Source organism: Halospina sp. K52047b, assembly GCF_008709855.1.
Lineage (GTDB): Bacteria > Pseudomonadota > Gammaproteobacteria > Pseudomonadales > Oleiphilaceae > Halospina > Halospina utahensis_B.
Genome location: NZ_VYJH01000010.1, coordinates 96,980 through 119,101, shown reverse-complemented (window position 1 = coordinate 119,101; position 22,122 = coordinate 96,980). Strand labels below are relative to the sequence as shown.

Annotated in this window: 19 protein-coding genes; 13 read left to right on the top strand and 6 right to left on the bottom strand. The window is 58.3% G+C overall.

The window, feature by feature from the left end; genetic code table 11:
* The 3 genes from F3089_RS12675 to F3089_RS12665 form a co-directional block, all read right to left on the bottom strand.
* A partial coding sequence (locus tag F3089_RS12675; protein WP_151441159.1) for an O-antigen ligase family protein occupies positions 1-1,249 on the bottom strand: 1,249 nt, incomplete at its 3' end.
* Positions 1,250-1,285: 36 nt separating this feature from the next.
* Entirely contained in the window at positions 1,286-3,100 is a 1,815-nt protein-coding gene (locus tag F3089_RS12670; protein WP_192497372.1) for a PglL family O-oligosaccharyltransferase, read from the bottom strand.
* A gap of 131 nt (positions 3,101-3,231) precedes the next feature.
* Positions 3,232-3,708, bottom strand: coding sequence for a pilin (locus F3089_RS12665; RefSeq protein ID WP_151441157.1), 477 nt, complete (start codon positions 3,706-3,708; stop codon positions 3,232-3,234).
* A 305-nt stretch (positions 3,709-4,013) separates the two neighbouring features.
* Between F3089_RS12665 and pilB the strand changes: the two genes are divergently transcribed.
* From pilB to yihG, 12 genes are all read left to right on the top strand, one after another.
* On the top strand, positions 4,014-5,741 hold the full coding sequence (gene pilB, locus F3089_RS12660) for a type IV-A pilus assembly ATPase PilB (RefSeq protein ID WP_151441156.1): 1,728 nt from the start codon (positions 4,014-4,016) through the stop codon (positions 5,739-5,741).
* 4 nt (positions 5,742-5,745) lie between these two features.
* Positions 5,746-6,963: a type II secretion system F family protein gene (locus tag F3089_RS12655; protein WP_151441155.1), complete on the top strand. Its 1,218-nt coding sequence runs from the start codon at positions 5,746-5,748 to the stop codon at positions 6,961-6,963.
* 23 nt (positions 6,964-6,986) lie between these two features.
* Entirely contained in the window at positions 6,987-7,919 is a 933-nt protein-coding gene (locus tag F3089_RS12650) for a prepilin peptidase (RefSeq protein ID WP_286202764.1), read from the top strand.
* A gap of 1 nt (position 7,920) precedes the next feature.
* Complete coding sequence (gene coaE / locus F3089_RS12645) at positions 7,921-8,538, top strand: dephospho-CoA kinase (RefSeq protein ID WP_151441154.1); 618 nt, start codon at positions 7,921-7,923, stop codon at positions 8,536-8,538.
* Positions 8,535-8,879, top strand: coding sequence for a CidA/LrgA family protein (locus tag F3089_RS12640; protein ID WP_151441153.1), 345 nt, complete (start codon positions 8,535-8,537; stop codon positions 8,877-8,879). The genes coaE and F3089_RS12640 overlap by 4 nt, the downstream gene beginning before the upstream one ends.
* Positions 8,876-9,562, top strand: a complete 687-nt coding sequence (locus F3089_RS12635) for an LrgB family protein (protein ID WP_151441152.1) — start codon at positions 8,876-8,878, stop codon at positions 9,560-9,562. Before F3089_RS12640 ends, F3089_RS12635 begins: the two co-directional genes overlap by 4 nt.
* Positions 9,559-10,629, top strand: a complete 1,071-nt coding sequence (locus F3089_RS12630) for a hypothetical protein (RefSeq protein ID WP_151441151.1) — start codon at positions 9,559-9,561, stop codon at positions 10,627-10,629. Before F3089_RS12635 ends, F3089_RS12630 begins: the two co-directional genes overlap by 4 nt.
* Positions 10,626-11,336, top strand: coding sequence for a tRNA (N6-threonylcarbamoyladenosine(37)-N6)-methyltransferase TrmO (gene tsaA, locus F3089_RS12625; protein WP_151441150.1), 711 nt, complete (start codon positions 10,626-10,628; stop codon positions 11,334-11,336). The genes F3089_RS12630 and tsaA overlap by 4 nt, the downstream gene beginning before the upstream one ends.
* A 73-nt stretch (positions 11,337-11,409) precedes the next feature.
* On the top strand, positions 11,410-11,994 hold the full coding sequence (locus tag F3089_RS12620; RefSeq protein ID WP_151441149.1) for a YfaZ family outer membrane protein: 585 nt from the start codon (positions 11,410-11,412) through the stop codon (positions 11,992-11,994).
* 89 nt (positions 11,995-12,083) lie between these two features.
* Positions 12,084-14,183: a hypothetical protein gene (locus F3089_RS12615; RefSeq protein WP_151441148.1), complete on the top strand. Its 2,100-nt coding sequence runs from the start codon at positions 12,084-12,086 to the stop codon at positions 14,181-14,183.
* A gap of 48 nt (positions 14,184-14,231) precedes the next feature.
* Complete coding sequence (locus F3089_RS12610) at positions 14,232-15,125, top strand: glucosaminidase domain-containing protein (protein ID WP_151441147.1); 894 nt, start codon at positions 14,232-14,234, stop codon at positions 15,123-15,125.
* Between the two features lie 97 nt (positions 15,126-15,222).
* Positions 15,223-16,134, top strand: a complete 912-nt coding sequence (gene yihG, locus F3089_RS12605) for a 1-acylglycerol-3-phosphate O-acyltransferase, YihG family (RefSeq protein WP_151441146.1) — start codon at positions 15,223-15,225, stop codon at positions 16,132-16,134.
* A gap of 85 nt (positions 16,135-16,219) precedes the next feature.
* On the opposite strand, the gene F3089_RS12600 is transcribed toward yihG, so the two are convergent.
* Both F3089_RS12600 and F3089_RS12595 read right to left on the bottom strand, forming a co-directional pair.
* A complete protein-coding gene (locus F3089_RS12600) occupies positions 16,220-17,578 on the bottom strand; it encodes a DUF1329 domain-containing protein (RefSeq protein WP_151441145.1) in 1,359 nt (452 codons plus the stop codon).
* A gap of 61 nt (positions 17,579-17,639) precedes the next feature.
* Complete coding sequence (locus F3089_RS12595; protein ID WP_151441144.1) at positions 17,640-19,496, bottom strand: DUF1302 domain-containing protein; 1,857 nt, start codon at positions 19,494-19,496, stop codon at positions 17,640-17,642.
* Between the two features lie 182 nt (positions 19,497-19,678).
* Here F3089_RS12595 and F3089_RS12590 point away from each other — a divergent pair, with 182 nt between their 5' ends.
* On the top strand, positions 19,679-20,869 hold the full coding sequence (locus tag F3089_RS12590) for a thiolase family protein (RefSeq protein WP_151441143.1): 1,191 nt from the start codon (positions 19,679-19,681) through the stop codon (positions 20,867-20,869).
* 5 nt (positions 20,870-20,874) lie between these two features.
* On the opposite strand, the gene zapE is transcribed toward F3089_RS12590, so the two are convergent.
* Positions 20,875-21,999: a cell division protein ZapE gene (gene zapE, locus F3089_RS12585; RefSeq protein WP_151441142.1), complete on the bottom strand. Its 1,125-nt coding sequence runs from the start codon at positions 21,997-21,999 to the stop codon at positions 20,875-20,877.
* Between the last annotated feature and the right edge of the window lie 123 nt (positions 22,000-22,122).

The following is a 22,122-nucleotide window of genomic DNA, read 5'->3' as shown; positions in this document are numbered from 1 at the left end:
TTAGTGCCCCCCGAAAAAGGGATAGCACCATCAAACCAACCAGCATTGATGCTGGAGCCATAAAAACGGAAGAAGCACCTGCATGGCAGGCAGACGCAACAGTAGACGCAGTCAGAGCAATGATCAGATTTTTATTATCGCTAGACAGTGCATGCTGATGCACGCGACTACGGATTACGAATAATCCATATACAACCCCAGAACCAATCAGTGTAAGCCCCAGAATCGAAAACCACCCATATTCAGCTGCCCACATCAGGTACATATTATGGGGATGCCCCATTTTCTTACCTGTCTCGTAAGCCGAGGTAATAATATCGTGCGTCAACCATGACTGCCCCCCCATTCCGAAGGGAAAATGCACGAGACTCATGGCCCAGGCTTCCTGCCAAAGTCGTATCCTTCCGGACGTATCAGTCCCAATGGTGCGCATCTCAGGGCTTTCCAGAAAAATCAGGGGCAGAAGTACTGACAGCAACAGCCACGCAGCCCCCCCGATCAATAGCTGCCTCCCCAACGCACACAACCAGACGCCGGCATGCCGACCGAATAACAGGGAGACGAAGACACCCCCCACAAGGATACTCAGCGCGGAACCTCTAGCCGACGACATCAACAGAAGCCACCACCAGATGGCGGCAGCAATCCCGGCTCCTAGACGCCAAAGGCGATTATCACAGAGTGGATTGATCAATAGCGCCAAGGGAAGGAGGGGCAAAATCCATGAAGCAACCTGACTCCAATAACGAATATTGACAAACCCCCAAGGGAGAAACTGATCCAGGCGACTAACGCCATCAAACAGTGCAAAAAGATAAACTGATGGTGTTAGCAACGCGTAAAAAATAGCTCCTGCAAGGATACAGGTCAGAACACTTTTGATATAGAACGGAGAGTGATTCGCGAGAAAAGCCGAAAAACCGAAAACGGAGAGAAGATAAGCAGGAAACAATATGGCCTCAGCCCAGACAAAGTCATTCGGCGCATCACGACCCAACCATATGGACACGGCAATCGAAAGACAGAAAAGAACCCAACCAGTGACTTCAGTCCCTCGTGCCGCCCCCCGGAAAGCTTGGCCCACAAGCAGTAACAAGGTGATCAGGACCACCAGGCCAAACCGGCGATCCGCATACCCGCCATAAAAGGACAGCAAGCTTCCAAACAAGGCCAAGAGCATTGCAGAACACGCAACCCCAATGACCAGAACAATCTTCAGGCCCTGATTTTCGTTTCCCTGTGGCCACATAGGAAAAACCAGCCGGCAAGTTGTATGGAGTGCCGATCAATCGGCCTGTATAGACTGAATGCGCCGTTCGTTTTTCCGCCGCATTGATTCAAGATCCTCCCCCCATACCTTCAGCCCCCTCTCTGCACAATCAGCAAAGCGGGCAATTTCCGGCATATTGATACGCTCGATGCGAACTGCTTTTTCTATCAGAATAGGCGCTGAGGCCGGATAGTGCGCAGCCGTCTCTTCAATAATGGAACAGGCCTCATCCATATTTCCCAACATCATCAGTAGCGTCGCCTCACGAACCTTTACAACATCCAAAGGGCGCCAACCCGCCATCCTACGGGCCTCTTTCAATTGCCACTCCAGATTACGAGCTTCTGGCGAAAATCGACGGTATTTGGCAAGAATGGCATAAGGTCCCAGAAAGCTATCGTTTGCGAGCAATGTCATCTGTCGATAATCTTCTCGGGAGATCTCCTGTTTTGCGGCAATCGATGTGATCGATACCGTCTGACTACCGAGGTTCCATGCCGAAACGAGAGTTACCGCAAGAAATAAAGTAGCCGTTGCATACTGAAGCCACCTCGACGTTACAGAGATAGAGGACACTTTAAAAAGGGGCAAAACAAAAAGGAGAGAAACCACGAGATACCAGGGATACCAGAGCGGATATTCCACCATACTGTGAAGGAATATTGTGCCCATGACGCCGGCCACCGGAACACACCAGTCCTCTGACCTCGACCGCCACAACTGACGAAGCAGCAGCGCCACAAGCCCCACTGTGACCAGGAGTCCAACCAGGCCCATCTCAATAAAAACCATGGAAAACAGGTTGTGGGAATGTGTCCATGCCCCCTGACCTCCCGCCTGCCCGAGAGGTGTGACGGCTTGTTCAAAGGAAAAGACTCCATACTGGCCGAAGCCACTCCCGACCAGCCACTCCCCGGCCGAAAGGGCCGGAAGCGCATTCAAAATCTTGGCATGCTCAATCAGCCTCGGTTGATCCGCAATCTCCCGCTCAGCAAGTGAGACACCTGACGGGGACTTTATCCAACCAGCATCAGCTAATTGCATTTCCAAAGGGGCGCTCACAACAGGGACAACCAGCAGACACAAGCAAACAACCAGCGCAACGCCCCCAAGTTGCTTGCCCTGGCGGACAATCGGGGCCTCCTTCTGCAGGACTGCATAAAGCGCTAGTCCCAATGCCAGAGGGATAAACAGATAATTGAGGCGTGATGCGGCCAATGCCATCACCCACCCAATAAACACTGAAAATGCCAGCAAACCTCCGAATCTCTGCTCATTTCGACAAGCAAGGTAAACACCTGCAAACAATGCCAGCCAGAGGGTCGAAGTCGTCAGATTGGGCTGCCCCCAGGGTCCTTCAAGACGCCCGGCATCCGGGGAGAAAACGCCAGAGATGGCACCAATGGCACCGTAATGCAGCAGCAACGCGATCACCGCATACAGGATGCCACCGACAACCAGCCCCCGGCACAGCAGCCAAACCATATATTCCCTGCCACAATCAAAATATACAGAAGAGCCCCCGACAATAACTGCAGCACTGACAAGCAGGGTTACCATTGCCCAGCGAAAAGACACGACGATTGCAGCATCGACAAAAAGCTGGGAAATGAACAGCGATATTGCGATCAGAACCGGCAAGAGCACCGCGTGGGAGAAAGGCAGTTTTTCGCGCCGACCAGCGGCAACCAAACTGGCGACTAAGAGCAGGGCGCCCGTCAGAAGCGTCAGTCCATTTGGTAGTGCCGAACTCAGAGGCCAAAAACGGCCTAGGCTGAGTGTTGGAACCAGAAAAAGCGCAACTAGCAACGCCCGCTCGATTTTTCCCATCAACTGAAACCTTCTGACGAATAGCTTCGGCACTATAAGCAAATGAGGCGCCTGACAGTACATGCCCAATAAAAAAGGGAGGCATAAGCCTCCCTTCTAGCACTCGGACAGTGTAGCTTATCGAAGCCCCATTACGATTTAGAACACCCGCTCGGAAGGAACGAGTCGTCCCAGCCACCTGCACCGTTCTCTTTAACCGCGCAATTCCAAGTACCTTCACTGGTCCGACTCAGGATGATCTGGGCATCACTGATTGCTGTACTGGCATCACCACCAAGCTGTCCTTGAATGGTTCCAGAACCGTCACCACTCGAAAAGTCTACTTCAGTGCCAGTCCCGCCAGAAGTGCCACTGCCAGTAAGGATACTTGAGCCCGTATAACCAATCGATGCGAGATCACTTGGCTCTTGGCCTCGCATAAGGCTCTCTTCCGCAGCCGTCTTCAGAGCTGAAATCTCGCCATAGGCACGGTTCATCTGAGACCGAGCAATATAATCCTGATACTGCGGAATCGCGATCGCCGCCAGAATACCGATGATGGCAACCACGATCATCAGTTCGATGAGCGTAAAGCCCTGCTGTTTTTGATTCATCTGAATCGATTGCATTGGCGCACCTCCTGAGGGTGTTGTCTTTTTGAGTACCGGCATCAGCAATGGCCCCTGCCTTTGCCTGCCTTGGACTGAAGATAGCAGCTCCCATGCCAGTTTTCCTTAAACAAGGATAACGGCCTACAATCAGCCACCTGGAGAGCCGCCTCGTAAACAAGCCACCTCCCCAAAGACGCCAATGTGACACTGTTTGACAAGCAGAGGTGACGCATTACGTCACCGTCATTCCCTTTTCACCACTGGCTGAACACTGAGGCAGGCACTAGACTCTTGGGGCAGTTCAACACAAGACCAGAGAGACCATGGCTTCTGACCCCCAGAACGTAACGCTTACCGGCCTGGCCCGGCGATTTGTGGATGACGGCATCCTGGAAGAGACCGTGGCCCGGGAGGCCTTTGTCCAGGCCAACCAGGACCGCATCCCTCTGATCACCTATCTCATCCAGAACGAGCTCGCCCCCGGTCAGGCGCTGGCGTTCTCGGCCGCTATGGAATTCGGCGTTCCGGTGATGGATCTGAACGCTTTTTCCGCCGACATGATGCCGGAAGGGCTGGTGGACGAGAAGCTGATCCGTGCCCACAGCGTACTGCCGCTGGTCCAGCGCGGTAAGCGGCTGTTCGTGGCCATGGCGGACCCCACCAACCTGCAGGCGCTGGATGAGATCAAGTTCCACACCGGGCTGAGTACCGAAGCAGTCCTGGTGGAAGAAAGCAGCCTCCGTCAGGCCATCGACAAGTACATGGAGTCCCAGGACACCTCCATGCAGGATCTGGGCGGGGACTCGGATCTTGAGGATGTGGACTTCGAGAGCGGCGACGAGGAAGAGGGGCAGGACAAACACGCCGTGGACGCTACGGACACCGATGATGCGCCCATCGTCAAATACGTGAACAAGCTGCTGCTCGATGCCATCAAACAGGGTGCCTCGGACGTCCATTTCGAGCCCTATGAGAAGATGTACCGCATCCGCTACCGGTCCGACGGTATCCTGAACGAGGTCGCCAAGCCCTCGATAAAGCTCTCCCACAAGCTGGCGGCGCGCATCAAGATCATGTCCCAGATGGACATCTCCGAGCGCCGGGTGCCCCAGGACGGGCGGATCAAGCTCAAGCTCTCCAAATCCAAAGCCATCGACTTCCGGGTCAACACACTGCCCACGATCTGGGGGGAAAAGATCGTACTGCGGATACTGGACCCAACCGCCGCCCAGATGGGGATCGACCAGCTCGGCTATGAAGAGGACCAGAAGCAACTCTACCTGGAGGCCCTCAAATCGCCCCAGGGCATGATCCTGGTCACCGGCCCAACCGGTTCCGGTAAGACAGTTTCCCTTTATACCGGTCTGAACATCCTCAACACCCCGGAAGTGAACATCTCCACGGCCGAGGATCCGGCCGAGATCAACCTGGAGGGGATTAACCAGGTTAACGTGAACAACAAGGTGGGGCTGACGTTCGCCGAGGCGCTGCGCTCCTTCCTGCGTCAGGATCCGGACATCATCATGGTCGGCGAGATCCGGGACCTGGAGACCGCGAATATCGCCATCAAGGCGGCCCAGACCGGCCACCTGGTCCTTTCCACCCTGCACACCAACAGTGCTGCGGAGACACTGAGCCGGATGATGAACATGGGGGTTGCCTCGTTCAACATCGCCACCTCGGTCAGCCTGATCATTGCCCAGCGGCTGGGGCGTCGCCTGTGCGGCAACTGCAAACAGCCCTACGACGTTCCTCACGAGGCTCTGCTCAAGGAAGGTTTCACACAGGAACAGATTGATACAGGGTTTACGGTGTACAGACCCGTAGGCTGTGATAAATGTAAAAACGGGTATAAGGGCCGGGTAGGTATTCTCGAAGTGGTCCGGGTCACTGAGGAAATGGAGGAAATGATCATGAACGAGGCCAGCGCCATTGAACTGGCTCGCCAGGCCCGAAATGAAGGCTTCAACAGCCTGCGCCAGTCCGCGCTCGAAAAAGTGATTCAGGGCGTGACCAGTCTGGAAGAAGCGAACCGCGTAACGAAGGACTAACTCCATGGCGGCTAACGAACAGAAGCTGGACACCTTTACCTGGGAAGGCAAGGACCGCAAGGGCAACAAAACCAGTGGCGAGACCACGGGTGCCTCCCCGGCACTGGTCAAGGCACAGCTGCGCAAGCAGGGCATACAGCCCGGTAAGATCAAGAAAAAAAGCAAGCCGCTGTTCGGCGGAAAGAAAAAGATCACCCCCTTCGATATCGCTACCTTCACCCGCCAGATGGCCACCATGATGAAGGCGGGTGTACCGCTGGTTCAGTCCTTTGACATCGTCTCTGATGGTCTTGAAAACAAGGCGCTTCAGGAACTGATCATCGCCATCCGTAACGATGTGGCGTCGGGTAACAGCTTCGCCAACGCCCTGCGCCAGCACCCGAAGTACTTTGACGATCTCTACTGCAACCTGGTGGATTCCGGTGAGGCTGCCGGTGCGCTGGAGAGCATGCTGGACCGGGTCGCGACCTACCTTGAGAAGACCGAGAACCTCAAGCGCAAGGTCCGGAAGGCCATGACCTACCCGATCTCCATCATCATCGTGGCAGTCATCGTTACGGCCATCCTCCTTGTGAAGGTGGTGCCGCAGTTCGAATCCCTGTTCCAGGGCTTTGGCGCGGACCTGCCCGCCTTTACCCAGATGGTGATCGGAATGTCCGAATGGCTCCAGGCCTGGTGGTGGGCCGTGCTGATCGGCATAATCGGTACGGTCTTCGGGTTCCGGACAGCCAAGAAACGGTCCCCGCGCTTTTCGGATGCCGTGGACAAGTACGTGCTCAAGCTCCCTGTTGTGGGCATGATCCTTGACCAGTCCGCCGTGGCCAAGTTTGCGCGGGTTCTTTCCACCACCTTCGCCGCAGGCGTGCCACTGGTCGATGCCCTGGATTCCGTTTCCGGCGCCACCGGCAACGCCGTCTACCGGGATGCCATCCTCCAGGTCAAAGATGAAGTTTCCTCCGGGACCCAGCTGCAGACCGCCATGCGCCAGACAGGGGTGTTTCCGGTACTGGCCATCCAGCTCACCTCCATCGGCGAGGAATCCGGTAACCTGGACGAGATGCTCGGCAAGGTCGCCGACCACTACGAGGCCGTTGTGGATGACCTGGTCGATAACCTGACCTCACTCATGGAGCCGGTAATCATGTCCGTTCTCGGTATTCTTGTGGGCGGCCTGATCATCGCGATGTACCTCCCCATCTTCCAGATGGGCTCTGCCATCTAGGGATAACAACCAAGGATCCGGTCTTGCAGAACCTGATACAGATCATTCTCAGTACACCCTGGCTCCTGTGGCCAGCGGTGGTGGGCGTCTCGCTGTGCGTGGGCAGCTTCCTCAATGTGGTGATCCTGCGCCTGCCGCGGATGATGGAACAGGCCTGGCGCCAGGAATGCGAAGCCCTGTTCGCCGAGGAACCTGGCAGGAGCGGCCAAGGCCGCGATTCCGCCCAACCCGGTACTGAGCAGGATACTGATCGCGGCCGTGGCCGCTCCTACGGGCTTTCCTATCCTCGCTCGCATTGCCCGGAATGCGGTAATACGATCCGGGCCATCGACAACATCCCGGTACTCAGCTGGCTCTTCCTGCGCGGGCGCTGCCGGAACTGCGGCACCGGCATCTCCGTGCGCTACCCGGCGATCGAGGCGCTGACGGCAGTGCTTTCAGTGCTTACCGTGCTCATCCTGGGCACCAGCGTCGAGGCACTGATTGCCCTTCCACTCGTTTGGGCACTGCTTGCCCTGACGGTCATCGACCTGGAAACCACCCTGCTTCCAGACAGCATCACCCTCCCACTGCTCTGGGCCGGGCTTGTGGCCAGCGCCCTGGGGCTGGGCCAGGTTGGGCTCGAAGCCGCCTTCTGGGGGGCCGTGGCGGGCTATCTCAGTCTCTGGAGTGTCTACCATCTCTTCCGCCTTCTGACCGGCAAGGAAGGCATGGGCCATGGGGATTTCAAGCTGCTGGCCGCCCTCGGTGCCTGGCTGGGCTGGACCATGCTGCCGGCCATCATTCTTCTCTCCAGCCTTGTGGGTGCCGTGGTGGGCATTGCGATGATCGCCATACGTGGGCATGATCGCAATATTCCGATCCCCTTCGGCCCCTACCTCGCCGCCGCGGGCGTGATCGCACTCTGGTACGGGCCGGAACTGCTGGATCTATGGCTGTCCTTGATGAGGGTCTGACATGTTTGTGGTTGGCCTGACCGGAGGCATTGGCAGCGGCAAGAGCACCGTGGCCGACCTGTTCCGTGAGCACGGCATCTTCGTGATCGACGCTGACGATGTATCCCGCGAGGTGGTTGAGCCCGGCGAACCGGCGCTGGAAGCCATCCGGGAGCACTTTGGCGATGCCATTCTCCAGAAGGACGGCACCCTGGACCGGGCCGCCCTGCGCCAGCGTGTGTTCAGCGATGACAGCGAACGCCAGTGGCTTGAGGCGCTGCTGCACCCACGTATTGCCGAACGCCTGAAGCACTACCTGAGCGAGGCTGACTCCCCCTACCAGATGCTGGTTTCGCCACTTCTTCTGGAAACGGATCAGTACAGACTCTGCCAGCACATTGTAGTGGTGGATGTCAGCAACGAGACCCAGATCCAGCGCACCATGAACCGTGATGGCAATGACCGGACCCAGGTGGAGCGCATCATTGCCGCTCAGATGCCCCGGGAAGAGCGGCTCCGGGCAGCCGGCAATGTGATCGACAACGACCAGCCTCTGGATCGCGTCCAAGAGGAGGTCGCAGGCCTGCACCAGCATCTGCTTGCCATGGCCGCCGAGATTTCCGGGGACACTCTTTCATGAAGGGCAGCATCGTCACCGGCCTGCTCATTATTCTGTTGTTCCAGCTCGCCGGCCTGGCACTGGAGCAGATTCCGGGCATGCCATTGCCCGGACCGATTTCCGGCATGGTGCTGTTCTTCCTGTATCTGGTGATCACGGGCGGAGGCTATGACCCGGAGCGCGAAGCCGCCCGTCAGCTGCTCACCCATATGGCACTGTTCTACATCCCCGCGGGCGCCGGCATCGTGACCCTGGGCGCACTGCTCATGGAGCAGGCCCTGGGCATCACCCTGGCACTGACCCTGGGCACCCTGATCGCATTCGTGACTACCGCCCATCTCATGCAGTGGCTAAGCCGATGAGCACCCTACTGAACTCGCCCCATTTCGCCATTACCCTGACCCTGCTGGCCTATCTCGCCGGCCATGGCCTGTACCGGATCACCGGCAAGCCCAGCTTCCTTCAGCCCGTGGTTTCCGGCATCGCCCTCGTGGGGGCCACGCTGCTGGTGCTGGATCTCGATTACGGCACCTACATGGAGGGTGCCAGTATCATCCACTTCATGCTTGGCACCGTCACCGTGGCCCTGGGGCTGCCGCTTTACCAGAACCTTGGCCTCATTCGCCGCCACCTGCTGCCCCTGATGGTCACACTGGCCGTCAGCGGCGTTGTGGCAGCGGGCAGCGCCACCGGCCTGCTCTGGCTCACCGGCTCGGACCACGCCACCCTGATGTCCATGGCCACCAAGTCCATCACCACCCCAATGGCGATCTCCGTGACCGAATCCATCGGCGGCTACCCTCCGCTGGCGACCGGATTCGTTATGGTCACCGGCATTCTTGTGGCCGCCTGCGGCGGGCCAGTACTGCGCATCACCGGCGTCACGCACCCCGCCGCCAAAGGCTGCGCCATGGGCATGATCGGCCATGGTGTGGGCACCACCCGCGCCTTTGAGATGGGATCGGAAACCGGCGCTTTCTCCGCGCTCTCAATCGGCCTGATGGGCCTCTACACCGCCATCGGCCTGGGGCTGCTGATGCCGTGAGCTGGATCCGTTCCCTGATCGGCACCAGCTGTCTCGCGCTCGGCAGTCTGGAACCCACCTGGGCCACCCTGGCCCCACCCGCGAAGCCGGAGCCACCGCCCCGGGTGGACATTGAGGAGCTTCCTGCGGACTTCTTCGACTGGGACGGCCCCCGCTACCTGAAACCCAAAGACACCTGGCTCGACCAGGCCGGCCACTGGGTGGTGCGCCGACGCCGCATCCATTCGCGCCATGTCGAGGCTCTGGGCCAGGGTATTGACCAGACCCTTTCCGGCCAGACCTGGGTGGATCAGGATAACGACAGCTACCTGCGGCTGGGCGCCTTCAACCGCTATACCGAGGACGGGAAAATGGGCTTTGAGCCGGAAGCCCGCTTCAAGCTCGATGTGCCCACCTCTGAAGAAAAATTCCGTATCATTGTGGAAAGCGATGCCAATGATCTGGCCCCTCTATCCGAGCAGCAGCAGCGGGGTACGCTGACGCCGGAAGAGGCGGATGAGAACAGCTTTACAGCCGGTGCCCTGCGTTTTCTGTCGCCTCTTTCCGAGCGCTGGAACGCCAGCACTGATGTGGGCGCCCGGCTGCACATGCCACTGGAGTTCTTTGCCCGGGCACGCACCTGGTCTGACTGGCAGCTTTCCAGAGAATGGCGGCTGCGCGTGGATCAACGGGTGTTCTGGTACCTCCAGGAAGGCTGGATCTCCCGGTCATGGTTCGGGGTTCACCGCCCGCTTGGCCCCCACTGGCGGTTCCGGGCATCATCAGAGGTGCGCTGGGTCCACCGCAAACGTGGATTCGAGATGGCCCAGATCTTCCGCCTGCAGCGCCGCTACCGCAACCGGCACTTCGTGCGCCTGCGGTTTGGCGTTCTGGGAGACACCTTCAATAACTGGGCCCGCACCGAATACTTCACGGACATGCTCTACCGCAAGCGCCTTCATGATGACTGGCTTTACGGCGAAATCATCCCCTCCCTGCGTTACCGTCGCGAAGAGGACTTCCAGCCTGAAGCCAGCCTGACCTTCCGCATCGAAATGTTCTTCTCAAGCAGCGGAGATCTCCAGTGAACAGCGATTATGGCGTCACGCCCATTGGCACGGTCCGCTCCTGTTTTCCGGACAAATTCGGCGTTCCCCGCCAGCCGTCCCTCTGCCCACACGCCCGGGGCGAGGTGGTTCTCAGCCCCCCCTGGAACACCGAGGAGGCCTTCCGGGGGATCGAGGATTTTTCCCACGTCTGGATCAGCTTTCTGTTCCATCAGGTCCCGGCGGATCAGGCACCCTCAGCACTGGTCAGACCCCCCAGACTCGGCGGTAACACCCGGGTCGGCGTCTTTGCCAGCCGCTCTCCCTTCCGACCCAACCGCCTTGGCCTGTCACTGGTGCGAAACCAGGGCCTCACCCGGCGCCACGGGGAACTGTGTCTGGCGATCAGCGAGATCGATCTGGTGGATGGCACCCCCGTGCTCGACATCAAACCCTTCCTGCCCTGGTGCGATGCCCCGGAAGCGGCCACGGGCGCCTGGGCCAGCGAACCACCGGCCGCCACTCTGCCTGTAAGATTCAGTCCGCAAGCGGAGCACCGATTACAGCAGATCCAGTGGGACTATCCGGAGCTGCGCGATCTCATCCGCGAGGTCCTCAACCAGGACCCGCGCCCCGCCTACCACCGGGATGATCCGGAACGGCGTTATGCACTCCGCCTGTACGACCTCGATGTCCATTGGCTGGTAGCGAACGGTACCTGTGTCGTCGAACGCCTTGAAAAGGCGTAATTGTGGAACGGACCCGGTGACACTATCATGACCCCCTGAGTCACCATGGTCACTGACAGGAGCACTAGCCCCTATGCGATACAACCGACTGATCCGCACCACCTGCCTCGGCGCCGCCCTGTTCACCGCGTTTGCCGGCACAACCCATGCGGACAGCCTGGACCTCAGCCTGAGCAACGATTCCGTTCGGGGTGAATACAGCTTCACCGACGCCAGTGAGGAGCTCGGCGGTGGCGTGGGCTACACCTATCATGACGGCAGCCGCCATCTGGCAACGCTCGATCTGCACGCCCAGGGCCGCACCGCTATCCAGAACATCCCCATGACCGTGGGCCTGGGTGTGCGCAACATGTACTTCGATGACGGCGACCGTGACATCGACGGCGGCGCCACTGCGCCAGGGGTCTTTGCCCGTATGAACATCCCGGAGGTTCCCGGGCTTTCCGTTGGCGGCAGCCTCTACCTCTCCCCATCGATTCTTTCCTACGGGGATGCGGACGGCATGCGCCATACCGATGCCACCGTCAGCTATCGACTGATCCGCAACTCCGAGATCTTTGCCGGCTACCGCTACGTGGGCGCGGATCTCGATACCCGCGGTGACGACGACTACCGTTTTGAAGAAGGCCTGATCGGCGGCATGCGCATCCTCTTCTGAAGAACCCGGAATGGTTCACGGCAGGGCCTCCGGCGCTGGTTTAGACTCGTAGAACAATCGTGTTTTACGGGACCAGCCCGGAGGGTTAGATGCGTACCCGCCTGTTTTATCCCCTGCTCACCCTGAGCGCCCTGGCACTGACCGCATGCGGCAGTGGGGATCCATCCGTGAGCGATGAGAATTCCTTTGGCGTAAAGCCGCCCCCGGATTTTCAGGATCGCGGCGCGCCCTCGCGCTGCAGTAACACCCGCAGCCTCGACGACAATGAACTGCTGGTGAGTGTCGAGACACCCAGCCCGTCAAGCTCTGACCTCAAGCGTGAGCTCAGCAAAACAACAGATGCGTCATTCCGCGTTGAATCAGTCAACGGAAGTACCTATACATTCAATTCCAGAACGGAGGGTGACGATTACATCCTGACGTTTCCTGATGGAATACCGCAGGATATAGAAGTATTCATAAGGGCAACACTTCCTGATGGTGAACAACACCGTGCACCAATAGCCACGTCCTGCGGTCACGTCTTCGTCAATCCATTCTCGGACCGTCTGATCAGTGACATTGTTAAGGAACTTGATCCAGACGAGATCGATTACATCAACGAATGCAGTAATACACGATGCCCCTATACGATTCGCTGGGCGCCACTGGCCGACAGGATTCAGAACTTTGAAATCAATGCCAGTGCGCTGAATGAACGGGAGGATTTTGCTACTTTTCTCAGGGATGCCCGCAGATACCTCACTCATGACCCAGCTGAATTCAAGGGCGACGAGAACAGTCAGATCAGCGAGACTTTCAACACCGTGCAGTATGGGGTCAGCCTTACCCATGACCTTGAGGACAACAACACTGGTTATTGGGCCTCACATACAACGAGCAGGGCACAGAGTACCAACAGTGAAGGCACGAGCTTCATATATCCCTTCCTGTCCATAAGTGGGGTTGATGCCCCTGATGATATTCCACTCAACTTCGATTTCTCTGCCGCCCGGATCGACTCCCCCTATAAGCGGAGTAGCTGGGGAGTATCGAATCTAGACAGTGTTTTCAGCAGCTACGGTACGGGTACCAACCGCCTCTACCGATACAAAAACGGTAACCTGGTGAGTTTCCGCCCACTTTTCCAGACCATTGACACTACCAGTGACGAGAGAACCATCGGCTGGGCACCTAACCCAGACCTTTTTGAGGCGGGCTTTAGCGGCACCATGAAGGAACCCTCTGCACTTTTCAGTAGCTATTTCATGGGCGCCCGTGGGATAGAGCTGACTGGAAGTTCAGAGGAAGATTACGAGCGCAGCCACCTACTTGAAGAACAGGCTATAGCTGGAATCGAATTCGACCTTCAACAGACCGGCAGTTACACAGAACCAACCGAAAATTATGTATTTGCAGGTTTTGAACTGAAAGCGAACCCCAATGACGGCTCTCTTACGTTTGCTCGCGCGACGATTGGTAATTGGGGTTTCAACTCAGGCTCAGGCTCAGGCTCAGAAACAGAAGTAGAAGAGTGGACTATTCCATCTTCACCGATAGCATCCCCGTACAAAGAATTTGAGATAACCAGACAGGATCAATTCGAAACAGTCAATTCCGATGGAAAATTCAAAGGGAACCTGTTCCTCAACTATGACAGTGATTCTCAGGATCCTGGAACTACTCCCAGAGTTCCCAATGGCGCAATAAGCCCGAAAGGAACCTGGATGGCGTTCTCAACACGCCGGGATGATCGCAACGACACTGACGCGGGCGACCTTTTGAGAATTGCGCGCCAGGCAGACACCACCGCTGAGATTCAGGACAATACCCAATACCGGGTGACAGGATTCAGTGTTGAAGATACCGGCAGCTCCGAAGCGCTGATCCAGCATGAAAATGCATGTATCGATACCTCAGGTACAGGAGGCCCCCAAATCAACCTCCAAGGCCACAGAACCGACTACGAGAGCGGCAGTTCTCAATTTGATGTGGCTAGGAACTTCGCCACAGGAGAACTTGATTGCGCAATGGATTCAAGCGCCACACCCGGTTTCACGATTTATTCGTGTAATGGTTCTCCAGAGAGGGAAATCCGTGGTTTCGCCGCAGACAGCGGCGACACCCTCGTCATGATCACCAAATCTAACGAATCCGTAGGATTCCTGTTAGGATTCAGGGACGACAGCGCGGAGGGGTGCCCCAACTGATCCGAACTCCAGCCCTCCGCGTAGCTGTATCTAAACGCGGAGGTATTGATGGAATCTCGTCCCGTACCAGCCCTGATTCTGGTGGCTGTTCTTGTGGTAGGTGGTCTGGCCGCCGGCTTTATTGCCAGCCAGGTGGAGTTTGAACGGCCCACGCCGAAGGTTTCCGAACCGCAACTTCTGGACACTGATGCCATCCCAGGATGGGCGACGGCTCCCCTGCCGGACTTCACCCAGTACAGCGTCGTCTCCGAGAAGAAGGACGCCTTCTTCGGCTACCTCTTCCCCCGTATTGCCCTGGCCAACCTGCGGATCCAGGCTGCCCGGGACTACCTGGAACAGCTCAGCAACAAGCCGGAGCTGAACGAGGAAGAACGGAAATGGCTCACCACCCGCGCCACACGCCTGCGGGTTGATGGTGAGACGACAGAGGATCTGGTCAGTGGTCTTGAGCGCCGGATGCACATCATTCCGCCGTCACTGGTACTGGCGCAGGCCGCCAATGAATCCGCCTGGGGCACCAGCCGTTTCGCCACCCAGGGCAACAACCTGTTCGGCCAATGGTGCTTCAACCCCGGCTGCGGCCTGGTCCCGAACAGCCGCCCGGCGGGAATGACCCATGAGGTGGAGGTGTTCAAGTCGCCTTACCGCTCCATCCGGGCCTATCTCACCAACCTCAATCGCCACAACGCCTACCAGAACCTGAGGGAACGCCGGCTTGCATTACTGAACGAGAACCGGTTCCCCGACGGCATCAATCTCGCGGGCGGGTTGCAGTCGTATTCCGAACGTGGACAGGCGTACGTGGAAGAAATCCGCAGTATGATCCGCGTCAATAACCTTTCGGATTACGATCAGCGTCAACAGGCGCTGTCAGCGGCAGAGAACCCTCTTGAGAAGCTGGATGCACTGATCAGCGATTACAGGGAGCGGTTCAGCAACTGAGATAACAGCTGTTCACTGAAAAATTGGCAGGGCGCACTGCCAATGTATAATGGCGTCCGTCGCGAGTAACCCATTCACCGGACAGACGGTCGCCAACATGCTGGATTTCCTTCCTGCACCGCTCAAGGGCACACTCTGTGTTCTGCTGATCCTTCTCAGCACCCTGGTTCTGTACCCCCTTCTGCTCCTGCTTGCCATCCTCAAGCTGATCATTCCGATCACGCCGGTACGCAAGCTGTGCACACGGGGGCTCAATGCCATCGCCTTCGTCTGGATCGAGAACAACGGGCTGTTCATGCGCCTGCTCAACCGCATCGAGTGGGACGTTGAGCTCAATGCCAACCTGAGCCGGAACCAGTGGTACTTCGTCACCTGCAACCACCAGTCCTGGGCGGACATCCTGGTAACCCAGGTGGTGCTCAACCGTCGTATCCCTCTCATGAAGTTCTTCCTGAAGAAGGAGCTCATCTGGGTACCACTGCTCGGCATTGCCTGGTGGGCTCTGGATTTTCCCTTCATGAAGCGCTATACGCAGCAGCAGCTCATGAAAAAGCCCCATCTGAGGGGCAAAGACCTGGAGACCACCCGCAAAGCCTGTGAGAAGTTCGAGTACACGCCGGTTGCGGTATTCAACTTCATGGAAGGCACCCGCTTCACCCCGGCAAAGCATGAGCAGCAGAACTCCCCCTACCGCAACCTGCTCAAACCCCGCTCCGGTGGCACCGGTTTTGTGCTGGGCGCCATGGGCAACCTGATGAGCATCATGCTCGACATCACCATCGTCTATCCAGATGGCCCGGGTGGCATCTGGGGCTATCTCAGCGGGCGCACACGCCGTGTGATCATACGGGTTGATGAGAAGCGGATTCCGGAGCAGTTCCTGGGGCGGGATTACCAGAACGACCGCGAGTTCCGGATCGAATTCCAGAAGTGGATCAGTGAGCTTTGGAAGAACAAGGATGAGCTGGTTGACCGGATGAAGGAACAGGAAACCGCCAATCCATCCTGAGCTCCGCTCTCACCACTCACATACTAAAAAGCCCCGCCGAAGCGGGGCTTTCTGTTTCCATTGCCAGCCTGTAGCCGGCGTGGGATCAACGGCGGCCCGCGCGGCGCAGGGCGCTCGGTGTGTAATCCCGGAACTGCCGCTCAATGCCGAACTCGTAGGGGTCGTCCATTTCATTGGTCAGACCCAGTACCAGATAGCGGCCATTGAGCGTGTCATACAGCGTCTCGAAGGCGTACCAGGGGACACGCTCATCGTAGAACTGCATGGTATGACCCTCGGCCACACGCCAGAGCTCACCACGGCCGTCGTAATGGTCCACAACGGCAGCCGCCCAGGTGTCCTCATCAAAGTAGAAGTCACGCTTGGCGTAGATGTGGCGCTCATCATCCTTGAGGGTGGCGGTCACATGCCATACACGGTGCAGTTCATAGCGCGCGTGGTCCTGATTGATGTGGCCCGCCTGGAGCAGCTCATCATAGCTCAGGGACGGATCATCCAGCCGGTAGCCGTTATAGGGAATGTACATTTCCTTCTTCCCTTTCAGCTCCCAGTTGTAGCGGTCCGGTGCGCCATTGAACATATCCAGGTTATCCGAGGTGCGCTGGCCGTCCGCGGCTGTACCCGGCCCGTCATAGGCCACCTGCGGCGCCCGGCGCACCCGGCGCTGACCCGCGTTGTAGACCCAGGCCCGGCGAGGCTCCTTCACCTGGTTAATGGTCTCGTGCACCAGCAGTACGTTACCGGCCAGGCGGGAAGGCGAGCGGATCGCCTGCTTGAAGTAGAACAGGACGTTGGAATCCTCGCCCGGCTCGTAGTCCTCAAGCGCTGTCTGCCAGGTCAGCTCCTCATCGAAGTGGATCGGCGTATAATCGCCATTCTCCTGGGGCACGGCCTGATGGACGTTCCGGTTTACCGCACCGCCACGATAGCGGGTGATGTGGTTCCAGATCACCTGAAGACCGTTTTCCGGAATCGGGAAAGGCACCGCCGTATCGAAGTTCTCGAGACCATTACCGCCCTCAACGAGAGTGGTATTGGTGGCGTTCTCCTTTGCCTTTTCGTAGACCCGCTCCGGCAGAGCCGCCGTGCGGCGGGTCTTGTAGACCGGCATCTTGTAGTCTTCGTACTCGTTGATCATCTTCACCTGACCTGGTGAGAGACGATCCTTGTACTCGTCCACGTTGCTCTGGTCGATCACGAACTTCGGCTCATCCTCCGGGAAGGGATCCAGGTAGTGGTTCCCTTCATAGTTGTCCGGCGGCGTCGTCAGCCCGCCATCCCAGGCCGGGATCTCGTCGCCATTGCCAGCTTTCTTGGCACCGATGGGCGTAAGCTCGTTGCCCAGCTTCGCGGCCTCCTCTTCGGAGACCGCGCCCAGGGCCGGTGCGGCTGCCAGCGCCAGGGAGACAATGCTCCCTGTCAGTACGTTCTTTCGAAAATTCATCGCTCGTCTACCTCGCTAGACGTTGGTGGTACAGCTTTGTTTCTTCACACACTCTCACGGATCAGAACGAATACGTCACGCTGGCCGTGATGTTGTCCCGGTCCTCGCGGGTGTTGTAATCACCACCAAAGTAGTTGGTGTAGTTGATCGCCGCTTCGTAGTTGTTGCGGTATTCCGCAGCAAGACCCAGACCGACCGCCTTGTTGCCCTCATTGAAGGCACCGCCCGGAGCAGGCGCAAAACCGTTCACGTCGTGTGACCAGGAAAGGGACGGCTTCAGCGTCGCGCCCATGAAGGCGTTGTTGTAGGTCAGCGTGCCGCGCATGCGATAGCCCCAGGCGAAATCGCTGACGAAGCCATCATTGGTGCAGTTGCTGGGGTTGATATTAGCAAGTGGACCAGAGCTACATGTCACAGCTCCATTCAGTGCTTCATAGTCACCGATCCCGTAGATCCCTGAACGACCGTAGCGGGCCTCAGACTTCTCCGGAAGATCGTGCACATAGGTCATGCCGACCTCACCGACAAAACTCAACCGGCTTGCCCCAAGAACCCGGTCAAAAAACTTAATGAAGGTCGTTTGAGCCTGAGAGACCTTGAAGCGGTCGTAACCTGGGATCTCATTCCCCGGCGTAATGGCCAATCCTTCAGATTTTCTCTGTTGATAGAACTTAGAGGCCCCAGCGGGAAGGGTTGCAGCAGGGGCTCCGGCCGCTTCTTGTCCGGCCAGAACGCCACCATTGAGCAATTCAAAAGCGTTCCACTGCAAGGGCATATTTTCACGGAAACTGTACTCAGCCCCTATAGACCACCCACCGGGAACATTCGTATTCATGCTCAAGCCATAAAGTTTAATGTCTTCAGGGTAGTCCACGGAATAATCTGGCAAGAAACTGCCTACGGCCAACTTTTGCTGGGATGCAATCTGACCGCTTATATAGGGCAAACGGCTGTCATAACGGACATGGTAGGCTCCAAACTCTGTATTACCCAGACTCGGCGAATACCAGCGTAAGGCCACACCGTACTGATCGTCACCATCAGGCTCATTAGTGCCAGCGCGATTAATTACTGTAGGTCCGCTATCAGGCAAGGTCTTCTGATCTGTGCCTCCACTAGGATAAATGGTATTACAGTCATTGGCCGTAAAATCATTTGTTGAGAAGAATGTCCCGCAGTCCTCGAGCCGGGTCTCATCCCAGTCGAACTGGGCGTAAGCCTCGACAGTTATATTCTGTGTCAGACCAATCGACGTATAGAGTGCCTCAACCGGCAGCAGCGCATCACGGATTTCAGCCCCCGGGGCCCGGATAGCACTGACGTTGATCGGGTTGGTAGCGTTGATACCTCCCTGAATGAAGGTACTCTCACCCCAGTTGATGACCTGGTTCCCGTAACGAACCGTGACGGGCACTTCTCCGACATTCCAGTCCGTCCAGACATAGGCGTCCAGGAATTCGGCTCCTGAAGCATCGTCCTTACCACCCTCACTCATTTCGTAATCAAAATCATCGTCCTTGGTCTTGAAATCGTACCAGTACCTGCCGCGCACAAAGGTGCCGACACTGGACAGATACTCCCCCCGCGGCGCGTAGTTCAAGTATAGCTCACTCGTGCCACTGACCCGCTCCGAGTAGGTGTCTCCGGAATCGAAGTTCTGGTTGCCGTCGTCGTAGTTTGTAGTAGACGCCCCAGTCGTGGAGCCTGCTGGAATCCCCAGGTTTCCCTGACCAATCAGATCCTTGTTCTGGCTCTCCACCCGCCAGCCAGCCGCAGCCGTCAGACTGGTGTCAAACGCCCCTTCCACTTCACCGTAATTGAAGGTAAAGGCACCCGCCGGAGCCGACATACCCGCCGCGATGGCGACGGCGAGGGGAAGGCGAGCTCGCTTCTGCCACTGTTGTGTTCTTTTTGTCATCGAAACGCTTCTCCGTTGTCACTGAATCGCTACCCGGGTAATGGAATTACCACAAGTTCACATGCAATATAGACACAAAATCACAGATCCACCAACTTTCCGGTGGCTGATTTTGCGTTTCGTGGACTGCTTCACGGAATTGCAATAAATCACACCCGCAGACTGATCCAAGAGGCAATTTTATGCACGACCCTTCCATCTACATCACCGCCGCCCGCCGCACCCCGATGGGCGGCTTCCTTGGGGCACTCTCCCCTCTCAGCAGTCCTGCCCTGGGCGCCGAAGCCGTTCGTGCCGTCCTCGCGGACTCGGGGCTCAGCGCAGATGCTGTCGAGGAAGTGGTGATGGGCAATGTGTTGCCTGCAGGCACTGGTCAGGGCCCAGCTCGCCAGGCAGCGAGGGACGGCGGCCTGCCGGACAGCGCCGGGGCCACTACCGTCAACAAGCTCTGCGGCTCCGGCATGAAGGCCACCATGTTCGGGCACGACCTGATCCGCGCCGGCAGTGCGGAGGTGGTTCTGACCGGTGGCATGGAGAGCATGTCCAATGCGCCCTACCTTATGACCGACGCCCGCCGGGGTTACCGCATGGGCCCCGGCCGGTCCCCTCAGGACCATATGTTCATGGACGGACTGCAGGATGCGGAGACCGATCGCCTCATGGGTGAGTTCGCCCAGGAGACGGCGGATCGGCTGGGCTATTCCCGGGAGGCCATGGACGCCTTCGCGATCCGCTCTCTGGAGCGGGCCAACGCCGCCATCGACAATGGCTGGCTGGACGCTGAGATGGTTCCGATCACCCAGACCGACCGCAAGGGCAATGAAACGACCGTCAGTAACGACGAGCAGCCCGGCCAGGCCAACATTGACCGGATCCCCTCCATGCGCCCGGCCTTCGCTAAGGACGGCACCATTACCGCGGCCAACGCCTCCTCCATCTCGGACGGTGCCTCAGCGCTCATGCTGATGAGCGAAGCGGCCATGGAGCGCCATGGCTCGCAGCCGCTTGCGCGCATCCTCGGGCATGCCACCTTCTCCCGCCACCCTTCCGAATTCACTCTGGCGCCGGTGGGTGCGATCCAGCGCCTTCTGGAACGCACCGGCTGGTCAACCCAGGACGTGGACCTCTACGAGATCAATGAGGCATTTGCGGTGGTGTCCATGATCGCGATGGATGATCTGGGGCTGGCCCCGGAGAAGGTGAACATCCACGGCGGCGCCTGCGCCCAGGGTCACCCCATCGGGTCCACCGGCTCGCGTCTGATCGTATCCCTGATCCACGCGCTGAGGCGCACCGGCGGTCGAAGGGGCATAGCCTCACTGTGCATCGGTGGCGGCGAGGCCACGGCCGTGGCCCTCGAGCTGTGCGACTGAGCGTGTCAGGCTTTGTGGGGCAGTTCCAGGTAATCGTGGGACTGCATCTCCAGCAGACGTGATTCAGTGCGCTCGAACTCGAACGCCAGGTTGCTCCCGGTGTAGAGATCCGGGATCGGCGCCTCGGCGGAGATGATCAGCTTGACGCAGCGGTCGTAGAACTCATCCACAAGGTTGATGAAACGACGGGCGCGGTCGTCCGAGTCCGCGCCCATCACCGGCACGTTCGAGAGGACGACGGCGTGGAACTCCCGGGCCAGCTCGATGTAGTCGTTCTGGCTTCGGGGCCCGTCACAGAGCTCCTGAAAGTCGAACCAGACCACGTCATCGGCATGGCGCCGCGCATGGATCATACGCCCGTTGATCTCCAGGCCCTGCCCCTGGTCACCACCGGTCAGCGCCAGCTCTTCATAGCTCTTGAGCAGGCTCTCTTCCGCCTCCGGCCCCAGCGGGGTGTGGAACAGCTGGGCCTGCTCCAGGGTCCGCAGCCGATAGTCCACCCCACCGTCGATGTTCAGCACCTTCGTGTAGCGGTTGAGCAGGTCAATGGCCGGCAGGAAGCGGGCGCGCTGGAGGCCGTTCCAGTACAGGCCGTCCGGCTCAATGTTGGAGGTGCAGACCAGGGTCACGCCCCGGTGGAAGAGCCCATCGAGCAGGTTCGCCAGAATCATGGCGTCTCCGATTTCGGAGACGAAGAACTCATCAAAACAGATGACCCGGCACTCGGCCGCGAACCGTTCGGCGATGGTGTCCAGCGGATCGCTGTAACCCTCCAGCTCCGCCAGTTCCCGGTGGACCCGCTGCATGAAGCGGTGGAAGTGGACCCGCAGTTTGCGTTCGAACGGCAATGAGTCGTAGAACAGGTCCATCATGTAGGTCTTGCCGCGACCAACCCCACCCCAGAAATACAGCCCGGTGACCGGTTCCTCACGCCCGCGCCGGAGCTTGCGCATCAGCCGTTTGCCAGCCCGGTTACGCCCAGCCTCGGCGGCCACAAGCTTCTCATACAGGGACTGGAGGTTCTGGATAGCGGTCTCCTGGGCGCTGTCGCGCTGGAAGCCGGCGTGATCCTGATCCTCGCGGTAGCGGGCCAGCGGCCCCGCGGATGGTGTTGCGTCACTGGCGCTCATGCGTGCCTCACGACTGCCATTTGAGGAGGGCATTATCCGGATTTTTGCGCCGCCCTCAAAATCCCACTATGGTCGGGACTGTTGCCGGGGCGCGCTTTGTCATACCATGATCGCGTTACGGCT

Coding starts and splice junctions, on each gene's coding strand:
- yihG (WP_151441146.1), top strand. CDS start 15,223: ATGCTGGATTTCCTTCCTGCACCGCTCAAGGGCACACTCTGTGTTCTG.
- F3089_RS12620 (WP_151441149.1), top strand. CDS start 11,410: ATGCGATACAACCGACTGATCCGCACCACCTGCCTCGGCGCCGCCCTG.
- F3089_RS12655 (WP_151441155.1), top strand. CDS start 5,746: ATGGCGGCTAACGAACAGAAGCTGGACACCTTTACCTGGGAAGGCAAG.
- F3089_RS12640 (WP_151441153.1), top strand. CDS start 8,535: ATGAAGGGCAGCATCGTCACCGGCCTGCTCATTATTCTGTTGTTCCAG.
- F3089_RS12635 (WP_151441152.1), top strand. CDS start 8,876: ATGAGCACCCTACTGAACTCGCCCCATTTCGCCATTACCCTGACCCTG.
- F3089_RS12665 (WP_151441157.1), bottom strand. CDS start 3,708: ATGCAATCGATTCAGATGAATCAAAAACAGCAGGGCTTTACGCTCATC.
- F3089_RS12615 (WP_151441148.1), top strand. CDS start 12,084: ATGCGTACCCGCCTGTTTTATCCCCTGCTCACCCTGAGCGCCCTGGCA.
- F3089_RS12670 (WP_192497372.1), bottom strand. CDS start 3,100: ATGGGAAAAATCGAGCGGGCGTTGCTAGTTGCGCTTTTTCTGGTTCCA.
- F3089_RS12595 (WP_151441144.1), bottom strand. CDS start 19,496: ATGACAAAAAGAACACAACAGTGGCAGAAGCGAGCTCGCCTTCCCCTC.
- zapE (WP_151441142.1), bottom strand. CDS start 21,999: ATGAGCGCCAGTGACGCAACACCATCCGCGGGGCCGCTGGCCCGCTAC.
- F3089_RS12610 (WP_151441147.1), top strand. CDS start 14,232: ATGGAATCTCGTCCCGTACCAGCCCTGATTCTGGTGGCTGTTCTTGTG.
- pilB (WP_151441156.1), top strand. CDS start 4,014: ATGGCTTCTGACCCCCAGAACGTAACGCTTACCGGCCTGGCCCGGCGA.
- F3089_RS12590 (WP_151441143.1), top strand. CDS start 19,679: ATGCACGACCCTTCCATCTACATCACCGCCGCCCGCCGCACCCCGATG.
- F3089_RS12600 (WP_151441145.1), bottom strand. CDS start 17,578: ATGAATTTTCGAAAGAACGTACTGACAGGGAGCATTGTCTCCCTGGCG.
- coaE (WP_151441154.1), top strand. CDS start 7,921: ATGTTTGTGGTTGGCCTGACCGGAGGCATTGGCAGCGGCAAGAGCACC.